The organism is Shewanella sp. FJAT-52076 (genome assembly GCF_019457455.1).
Classification (GTDB): Bacteria; Pseudomonadota; Gammaproteobacteria; order Enterobacterales; family Shewanellaceae; genus Shewanella; species Shewanella zhangzhouensis.
The window spans coordinates 3,816,324-3,824,979 of record NZ_CP080415.1 but is presented as its reverse complement, the minus strand read 5'-3'; the positions used below and the strand labels follow the sequence as shown (position 1 = coordinate 3,824,979).

The 8,656-nt window shown below is 54.8% G+C and carries 8 protein-coding genes; 3 read left to right on the top strand and 5 right to left on the bottom strand.

From position 1 onward, the window contains the following. Window positions 1-99 precede the first annotated feature (99 nt). The 4 genes from K0H79_RS16950 to hemC are packed head-to-tail and all read right to left on the bottom strand — an operon-like array spanning window position 100 to window position 4,162. Window positions 100-1,266, bottom strand: coding sequence for a heme biosynthesis HemY N-terminal domain-containing protein (locus K0H79_RS16950; protein ID WP_220076591.1), 1,167 nt, complete (start codon window positions 1,264-1,266; stop codon window positions 100-102). Then, window positions 1,263-2,450 carry a uroporphyrinogen-III C-methyltransferase gene (locus tag K0H79_RS16945; protein ID WP_220076590.1) on the bottom strand — a complete coding sequence of 396 codons (1,188 nt, stop codon included), beginning with the start codon at window positions 2,448-2,450 and terminating at the stop codon, window positions 1,263-1,265. Before K0H79_RS16945 ends, K0H79_RS16950 begins: the two co-directional genes overlap by 4 nt. 57 nt (window positions 2,451-2,507) lie before the next feature. Further along, the gene (locus K0H79_RS16940) at window positions 2,508-3,227 is read right to left on the bottom strand and encodes a uroporphyrinogen-III synthase (RefSeq protein WP_220076589.1); all 720 of its coding nucleotides are present in this window, start codon (window positions 3,225-3,227) and stop codon (window positions 2,508-2,510) included. Between the two features lie 2 nt (window positions 3,228-3,229). After that, window positions 3,230-4,162 carry a hydroxymethylbilane synthase gene (hemC, locus tag K0H79_RS16935; protein WP_220076588.1) on the bottom strand — a complete coding sequence of 311 codons (933 nt, stop codon included), beginning with the start codon at window positions 4,160-4,162 and terminating at the stop codon, window positions 3,230-3,232. A 205-nt stretch (window positions 4,163-4,367) separates the two neighbouring features. Here hemC and K0H79_RS16930 point away from each other — a divergent pair, with 205 nt between their 5' ends. After that, window positions 4,368-6,797 carry a class I adenylate cyclase gene (locus K0H79_RS16930; protein WP_220076587.1) on the top strand — a complete coding sequence of 810 codons (2,430 nt, stop codon included), beginning with the start codon at window positions 4,368-4,370 and terminating at the stop codon, window positions 6,795-6,797. A gap of 24 nt (window positions 6,798-6,821) precedes the next feature. On the opposite strand, the gene cyaY is transcribed toward K0H79_RS16930, so the two are convergent. Then, window positions 6,822-7,154, bottom strand: coding sequence for an iron donor protein CyaY (cyaY, locus tag K0H79_RS16925; protein WP_220065829.1), 333 nt, complete (start codon window positions 7,152-7,154; stop codon window positions 6,822-6,824). 80 nt (window positions 7,155-7,234) lie between these two features. Between cyaY and lptM the strand changes: the two genes are divergently transcribed. Next, window positions 7,235-7,396 (top strand): LPS translocon maturation chaperone LptM, encoded by a 162-nt coding sequence (gene lptM, locus K0H79_RS16920; RefSeq protein ID WP_220076586.1) that lies wholly within the window; start codon window positions 7,235-7,237, stop codon window positions 7,394-7,396. An 11-nt stretch (window positions 7,397-7,407) separates the two neighbouring features. Next, window positions 7,408-8,652, top strand: coding sequence for a diaminopimelate decarboxylase (lysA, locus tag K0H79_RS16915; protein WP_220076585.1), 1,245 nt, complete (start codon window positions 7,408-7,410; stop codon window positions 8,650-8,652). The last annotated feature ends 4 nt before the right edge of the window (window positions 8,653-8,656 follow it).

Below are 8,656 nucleotides of genomic sequence, written 5' to 3'. Positions count from 1 at the left end.
ATATATAGTGTAGGCGACAAACAAAAAAAAAAGCGTTTTCATGGCAACAACCACGAAAACGCTTTGTTTAGGTTAATAAAATGTTGTTCGGTAATGGTGTCAGGCCTTGGCGGCCTTCCGGTAATGTTGCAACGCCAGGTCAGTATTGCCCAGTTGCTCGTCGAGCTCCGCGAGTGCCAACCAATTTTCTTTGGATGGATTTAACTCACAGGCTTTACGCCAATGCTCGTTGGCAGTTTTAAACTCCCGGGCTTGCTGGCAAAGCCGCGCCACACATTCATGATATTCATGTACATCCTCGTATCTGGGAGCGAGCTTGAGCAATTGTTGCCGTGGTAGCTCATCCTGACCATTCAGAATTTGGGGGAGCAGAGTGAGAATGTGACTCTCGGGCAAAGACTCCAGATCTTTAAGCAGCAGTTTAACGGCCTCGGCCTTTTTACCTTGTTTGGCCAGCCCAAGTGCGTAGGCGGCACGATTGGCACTGTGCTGCTTTTCGCTGCGGGATAGCCACTGCCATTCTTTGTCCAGGCTATCCCAATCTTTGCTGCCGGCCTGCTCCAGCAGGTTCACGCTGACTCTGACAGACAAGTCTTCAAAACCGGTATCATTAAGCAGTGCGTGTTTCTTGATGGCAGGTAACAACTCCCTCAGCGCCCGCCAATCCTGCTGGGCAAGATAGACTTCCATGGCAAGCTTTACCACGGCAGCACTGCTTTTGCTGGTTGGCGCCAGATGATTGAGTGCGGTTCTGGCACGCTCCAGCTGGCCCTGTTTAAGCAGATAGCGGGTGCGGGTTGTAAACACGGCCGTCGCCGCATTCGGCTCTGTTACGGCTTTTTCAAGATAGTCATCGCGCTCGGCATATTTTCCCTGATGCTGAGCCGCCCTTGCTGCAGCAAGCAGATTTAGTGCCGGCAATTCACCTTTGGCGGCTCCTTTGGCCATGCAGCGCTCAGCATCGGGCCAATTCTCTTCAGCAAGCGCCAGTGCGCCGTTCAGGGTATGGCGCTTTGCTGCATTGCGACGCCAGCGTTCGGGCAAATAACGGCTGCCCAGCACCAGGCCAATGCATTTAACCGCTATCCATTCGGCAATCACGATAACGCCGTAGGCAATCACCAGCGCGACAATGGCAAACACCAGACTGGTTTCAATTTCGTAGCCCCAGGCTGACAGGTACAGATAGCCGGTGTTACCAACAATGTAGGGGCTTAAACAGAGCCCAATCAGAATAATGCCAAGATAAATAAGCGTTTTTATCATGCCTCAGCCTCCGATCCGGCTGCCGTAGAAGGTTCTGGCTCCTGATCCGGCTCGGGCAGAGGATTCACTGCCGGTGTTGGCGTGGGATTGGGGATTGGCAGCGGTGCCTTAACGCCGTCCTGCACCAGGGTTCTGAGCATGTCGCTGGACTGGAATTTGCTGATGGGCACAGCATCGATACGCAGGGACGCCAGAGAATCGAGACGTTCGAGTATTTGTGCTCCGGTACCTGAGTCCACACTGAAATACAGTTTTACCCAACCACTTGCCATCAAAACGGCTTCCCGGAAGCTCAGTTCATCGTGTCTATACAGCGCAAGTTGGGCCTGCAGCAGCTTGGTGCGAATGTTTTCTTTCAGATACCACTCCTGCTCCGGGGAAAGGAGAGGCGTAATATCGCCGGTACGCTGACGTACGGTCACAAAGTCATTGATCAGCGCTTTCCAACTTTTTGCCAGGTTGGTTTGCCAGTCATTCAGGGAGTCGCTGATGGTCTCATCGGTGGGTGGTGTGTATTCCTGCTTATTACGGCCCGGGGTCAATCGCTCAATACGTTTCATGATTTCGTCCAACGCATAAACGTTGCCGGCGATATCGGTACTGCGGACAGAAGCCACCTGTTCCATATCGGCCGCGAGCGCTTTACGCAGGCTGAACAGCGAAGGTTGCTGCATGGCGGCGATACGCTCATCGGCGGTTTTCAGCAAACTCAGCGCAGTGGCCGGGTCTTGCTCTAGCCAAAGTTTACGGCCCGCCATGCGCACAAGATAGTCGGCTTCGGCAATCAGCCAATCGTCGGGGGTTTTCTGAGACAGATTGGTGAGGCGTCGCTCCAGGGCACTCTGATCGGCGGTAAGACGCCCAAGCTCACTTTCCAGTTGTGCTATCTGCTTCAGCCCTTGTTCCAATTGACTCAGGCGCGATACAGGCTCTTTCAGCGCGGCGCTCTGTTTCTCCTCCACCGACAGTGTGTAGTGGTACTGTTCCACCAACTGCTGATAGAGATAGTAACCACCCGCCAGTGCCGTGGCACCCATCACCAGCGCAAGTGCCACCGCTATACGCATGCTCCAGGAACTGCCGGGGCGGGACTCTTTATTGGGCTCAATATCTTTGGGCTGAGAAGAAGGTGAAGGAGGCAAAGCCTTTGACTCTGCGGCGGCCTCTTGCTGTTGGTTTTCCATGAAACAATCCTTGATGCTAGAAAGCGTGCAATTCAGGGAAACCAAAGCAGCAAAAGTTTAAATGCCCAATGCGTCCAGCACGGCGGCTTGGTTTGCTGCTCCGGCGTTGGTGACTCGAAGAAGTCCCTTTTTCCTTGCCTGGGTTTCGACCCGGGTACTGGGGACTATGATATGACAGTCTCTGAGCCATGCAAAACTGTCTTTGGGCACCAGATTTATCAAGTTTTCCAGTACTTCACCACTGGTCACTACTATGGTGTCTATGCCGAAGGATTGCCAGCGACTGACAATGGCAGCTGCATTCAGCGGCGGACACGCCCGCTGATAGACCTCAAGATAGCTGACATTTGCCCCACGAAGCCGCAAACCATCTGCCATGGCTTCGCGGCCACCTTTGCCCCGGACTATGACTATGTGTTTACCGGATACATGTTCCAGAGAGGGGAGTGTGAGTAAACCTTCAGTGGCCTGACTGTCGGCGGGTGAGCGCTCGGCCTTGATACCCTGCAAAGCCAGGGCATCGGCAGTGGCATCTCCCACTGCGTAATAGGCGGCATTTGGCCATTGGTTCTGCAGCCAGGGGGGGGCAAAACTGACCGCACTGGTGCTGATGAAGATGAGTATGTCGGCGCGGGAAAGTTCATCGACCTGCGCTTGAGTCACGGCTGCTGCCTCCACCGATAACAAGGGTTCCACCAAATAAGGTATGGCCAGCGCATCCAGCGCACTGGCCATGGCGGCGTTTTTGCCCTCAGGACGGGTGAGCAGCAGCTTCATGGTCAGTTCCGGGCGTAGACCGCATCCAGAATGGTTTTCGCACCGCGGCTGAGCAGGTCGTCCGCCAGTTGATGACCCAGCGCAATCGCATCGGCAGTTGAGCCTGTCACAGAGCCGGTGATCACTTCGCTGCCATCGGGGTTACCCACCAAACCACGCAGTGTCAGAGTGTCGGCTTCGATTTCGGCAAAGGCACCAATCGGCACCTGACAACCCCCTTCCAGGCGGGTATTCATGGCGCGCTCGGCAAGTACGCGCAGACGGGTTTCTTTGTGCTCCAGCGGTGCCAGCAGGGCTTTGACGCGGGTATCATCGGTGCGGCATTCAATGCCTACAGCGCCCTGACCATTGGCGGGCAGTGACTCTCCGGTACTGATAAAACCTGCGATGCGCTCGGCAAGCTTAAGGCGGATAAGGCCCGCTGCGGCGAGGATAATGGCATCGTATTCACCTGAGTCGAGTTTGGCCAAACGGGTGCCAACGTTACCGCGCAAGTCTTTGATAATCAGATCGGGACGACGAGCGCGCAGTTGACACTGTCGACGCAGGCTGGAGGTGCCTACCACGGCGCCCTGTGGCAGCTCATCGATACTTTTGTAAGTGTTGGACACAAACGCGTCCCGTGGGTCTTCGCGTTCACAAATTACTTCAAGGCCCAGGCCTTCCGGAAAATCTACCGGCACGTCTTTCATTGAGTGAACGGCAATGTCGGCGCGGCCTTCCAGCATGGCGACTTCCAGCTCTTTCACGAACAGGCCTTTACCACCTACCTTGGCCAGTGGTGTATCCAGAATAACGTCGCCCTTGGTGCTCATGGGCAGCAGTTCCACGGTCAAATCCGGATGAATGCGCTCGAGCTCTGCTTTAACAAACTCAGCCTGCCACATGGCAAGGGGGCTTTTGCGGGTCGCGATACGAATAAGGTTTTGAGACATGCCGATTTTCCATCTTATGGTCTGCGTTAGTTGCGCCAATGCTAACATTGCCTCGGCGACTATGTAAGGAACCGCTGTCGCATCTTTGTGGTGTGAAAGGAGAAACTGTCGGTAAAAATGTGATCTCTATCGCAAATGTTTGCGTTCGCCATCCTGGGTGTTAGCATGGGATAACTTTGGGTCCAGGGAATGGTGACGCATTAAGATGATCGCGCATAGTCGGTGGTCAACATCTGCTTTGAGCTTGTCAGAACGCCTCAATAAGGTCCGACTGGCTCGGGCGCTGGCGTTGCTTTCTCCCCTCAAACGACACCTTCTTCACGCGATTCCGCTGTTGCTCCACTTTCATGGCCCCCGAATTCCCGGCTACAACGGCCATGCCACACCCTGTGGTTTGGCACGTTTTGAACCCCAGGAACCCCATCTGGAAGCCGCCAGGGTATTGTCTCTGGCGCTTCCCAGTCTGCGTGCCGATTGGCCTTATGCCATCGAAGGTATTTATGCCATGGGCAGCACAGGCAGCTTCGGACAAAACCCCTTCAGCGATGTTGATGTATGGGTTATCCACGAGCCTAATTTATCCGCCGATGACATCCAGGCCCTGGCCGATAAGTTGGCGCTCTTGCATCAATGGTTTGCGGGCTTTGACTTTGAGGTGAACTTTTATCTGGTGCATCCCTTCCAGTTTCGTGCAGACAAAAGTTATTCGGGTAACGGGCGGGTTAGGCTGGGGGTGGAACACAGTGGCAGTGCCCAGCACTGGCTGCTTCTGGAAGAGTTTTACCGCACCCAGATTTGCCTCGGTGGCAAGCCTTTGTATTGGTGGCCCGATGCCAGGCCCGACAGTGACGGACTTTGGCTCGGGGATGTGCAAAGTTTGCCCGCCAGTGAGTATTTCAGTGCCTCCCTGTGGCAGCTCTACAAGGGGCTGGTAAAGCCCCACAAGGCGCTGCTCAAGGTGTTGCTGCTGGAGGCCTATGCCTGGCGCTACCCCAATACAGAACAATTGAGTACCAGGGTGTGGCTGCACACTACCAAGGGGGATTTTTCCACCGCCAACGATCCTTACTTCCTACTTTACGAAGCAATAGAGGAGTATCTGCTTGCGATAGAAGATCACCGTCGGCTTGAGATTGTGCGGCGCTGCTTTTATCTCAAGTGCGCCGTGCGCTTGAGTCATCCTCAGCAACCCAAGGATTGGCGCTACCTGAAAATGCAGTTGTTGGTGTCGGCCTGGGAGTGGCCAGATACCCTTATCCAGACTCTGGATGACTGTGAAGATTGGCATACGGGGCAGCTGCAGTGGTTCAACGCCCAGTTGAATGAGTTGATGCTCGCGAGCTATCAGACCCTGCTGCGCTTTGCGGCCAACCACGGCGTTAATGAGGGGCTCAGGGTCGAAGACCTGGGCATGCTCACCCGCAAATTGCATACCTGCTTTAACGAAGACAAGCATTTGGTTTCGAGGTTGAATCCGCTCTGGAGCAGCCGCTTGCAAGAGCCGGTATTGACTGTTATCACCAGTCAGTCTGATGGAACACATTACCTCTATCGTCAGGAGCCCCAGGCATCGGCATTAAAGGGCGAAGCGGCTGTATATGTTGCAGATAACCTTGCGTCGCTGCTGCTGTGGGCGTGTATAAACCAGGTGTGTGATGACCATACCCAGTGGTTCAGCTACGGTGAGCGCAGGTTGGGCGCCCGCCTTGCTGCTACAGGTAAGCGTTTGCGTGAGGCGATAAAGGATACAGAACTTAAGGTTTCCAAGCAGGATCTCTGTCAGCCCTGGCACTACCGAAAGCTGGTGTTGGTGGTCAACCTTGAATATGACCCCACCACAGACTGGCCAGGGCAGGAAGTTCTGGTGGATATCATGAACGCCAACCTCTTCTCCCTGGGACGCAAGCAGCTCAACATGCTGGGCTCGCTGGATGTGCTGTCGTTCAACTCCTGGGGGGAGTGGCATGCACACCATTTTGAAGGCGAGCAGGCGCTGCTAAAGGCCATGACCTTTCTGGCACCCGGGATCCGCCGTGCTGCGGGCAAGCTGGACCTCAGAACTCTGTGTTGCAGTACGCGGTTAACCTTTCAGCTTGAGTTGGCGGTACATTCCTTGCTGAAACAGGTTGCTAACCTGAGTTGTCAGGCAAGCGCCTCATCGACCCTGGTGCAGCCTCTGCATATAGGTACCCGAAACTACGGACTGTTCTTTAATACCCTGGGCGTGGCGTACGAAGACCTTGCCGATGCGCCTTCAATTTACAAGCAGATGAGCCGTGGTCATTTGCTGTCTATCCCCAGACCCGGGTTGGGGGACGATCCGTTTGCCAGTGTGCCCGAGCTTATCCAGGACTATGCCACTGAGGATGTGATTCAATATTTCCTGCGGCCGAGAGAGGAGGGGATTGATGTTTTTATCCTCAATCACAAAAACGAAATCAGCCACTATGTGCAGCATGGCACCACAGTGGAGGCACTGGTGAGTAAAGTGAGCCAGCAACATGCCTTTGACGGGCTTTACGAGATGCACGGCCGTTTTAACCTGCCGCAATTTTTTCAGCTGGTGAGGATGCAGGGGGAACTCAGGGCACAGCCTGTGGGTATGGTCAGGGAAGATATGGGGGCCGAGTTTTAGCCCCCAACTGACGCAGTGTTCAGCCTACCAGCAAAGGTTCAGATTGGCCTGGCGCTTGATGGACTCTTTCAAAAACGGCATAAATTCGGCACCGCCGTTACGCTCGTCAATCCATTTACCTTCTTTAAAACCAAAGTGATAACCACCAAAGCGGGTTGCCAGCCAGATTTCGTGCAGCGGTTCCTGCTTATTGATCACAACCTTGGAATTGTCTTCGAAGGTCAGCTGTAACACACCACCGGAACTGTCGATGTCCACATCGGCGTCTTCATTGTCGATGGCGTTTTCGATGGCACTTTCAATGATATTGAACATCTCGTCGGCCAAATGGTGAAACTCTGTGTCTGTCATCGCCATGTGTGTTGATCCTTTTCAATCTTGGGCTTGAGTGCGATTATAAAGCCAAACCCGCGCCTTATGCATTGAAGTTGAGAAAAATGAGACTGTATTTATCCCTATTGCTTGTTAGCCTGCTGCTATTGGGCTGTGGCCAGAAAGGCCCGCTCTACAAGACACCGCCTGCGCCTGATAATCAGGCCCAGCAACCGGCCGCGCCAGCTGCAGCCGATACTCCCAGCACCGATGCGCGCAAACAATAAGGACCTCTATCTTGGATCATTTTCTCTATCGTGAAGAGCGGCTGTTTGCCGAAGACTGCGATGTGGCAGGTCTCGCAGCTGCACATGGCACGCCCCTGTACGTTTATTCCCGCGCCACCTTCGAGCGCCACTGGCATGCGTTCGATGGCGCTGTGGCGAGCCATCCACACCTGATTTGCTATGCGGTCAAGGCCAACTCCAACCTGGCGGTACTCAATGTGCTGGCCCGCCTTGGCAGTGGTTTCGATATCGTTTCCGGTGGTGAACTCAGCCGCGTGCTGGAAGCCGGCGGTGACCCTGCCAAGGTGGTGTTTTCCGGCGTGGGTAAAACCGTGGCGGAAATGGAGCTGGCGCTCAATACCGGCATCATGTGTTTCAATCTGGAATCCGGTGCCGAGCTTGAGCTGCTCAATGAGGTTGCCGGGCGTCTTGGCAAGGTGGCGCCTGTGTCGCTGCGGGTCAACCCAGACGTAGATGCCGGTACTCACCCTTATATTTCCACTGGCCTGAGAGAAAACAAGTTCGGTATTCCCATGGAAGAAGCCGAGGCGCTATTTGCCCGTGCTGCCGCGCTGCCCAATCTGGACGTGAAAGGCGTGGATTGCCACATTGGCTCGCAGCTGACCGAACTTAAGCCCTTCCTCGATGCCATGGACCGCATGTTGGCACTGATTGACCGTCTGGCAGAGCAGGGCATTGTGATTGAACACTTCGATGTGGGTGGCGGCCTTGGCGTGACCTACAACGGTGAAACCCCGCCCCATCCGGACGTGTACGCTGCCGCCATTCTCGAGAAGCTCAATGGTCGTCCGCTCAAACTGATTTTCGAGCCTGGCCGTGCCATTGCCGCCAACGCCGGTATCTTCGTTACTCAGGTGCTTTATACCAAGGACAATGGCGACAAACGTTTTGTGATTGTGGATGGCGCCATGAATGACCTTATCCGTCCTTCCCTTTACGGCGCCTGGCAGAACATCATTCCCGCGGTTAAAACCAATCAGCCGACGACCCGCTGTGATGTGGTTGGCCCTGTGTGTGAGACAGGTGATTTCCTCGGTAAAGACCGTGAACTGGCCGCTGGGAGTGGCGATCTTCTGGTGATACGCAGCGCCGGTGCCTACGGCTTTACCATGGCCTCCAACTACAACACCCGTCCCCGTGCGGCCGAGCTGATGGTCGATGGTGACAAGGCGTATGTGGTGCGCGAGCGGGAAAAACTCAGTCAGCTCTGGCAAGGAGAGCAACTCCTGCCGTAAACTG

Excerpts from the sequence above, each read along its gene's own strand:
- K0H79_RS16930 (WP_220076587.1), top strand. The coding sequence starts at position 4,368 with ATGATCGCGCATAGTCGGTGGTCAACATCTGCTTTGAGCTTGTCAGAA.
- K0H79_RS16940 (WP_220076589.1), bottom strand. The coding sequence starts at position 3,227 with ATGAAGCTGCTGCTCACCCGTCCTGAGGGCAAAAACGCCGCCATGGCC.
- cyaY (WP_220065829.1), bottom strand. The coding sequence starts at position 7,154 with ATGGCGATGACAGACACAGAGTTTCACCATTTGGCCGACGAGATGTTC.
- K0H79_RS16950 (WP_220076591.1), bottom strand. The coding sequence starts at position 1,266 with ATGATAAAAACGCTTATTTATCTTGGCATTATTCTGATTGGGCTCTGT.
- hemC (WP_220076588.1), bottom strand. The coding sequence starts at position 4,162 with ATGTCTCAAAACCTTATTCGTATCGCGACCCGCAAAAGCCCCCTTGCC.
- lptM (WP_220076586.1), top strand. The coding sequence starts at position 7,235 with ATGAGACTGTATTTATCCCTATTGCTTGTTAGCCTGCTGCTATTGGGC.
- K0H79_RS16945 (WP_220076590.1), bottom strand. The coding sequence starts at position 2,450 with ATGGAAAACCAACAGCAAGAGGCCGCCGCAGAGTCAAAGGCTTTGCCT.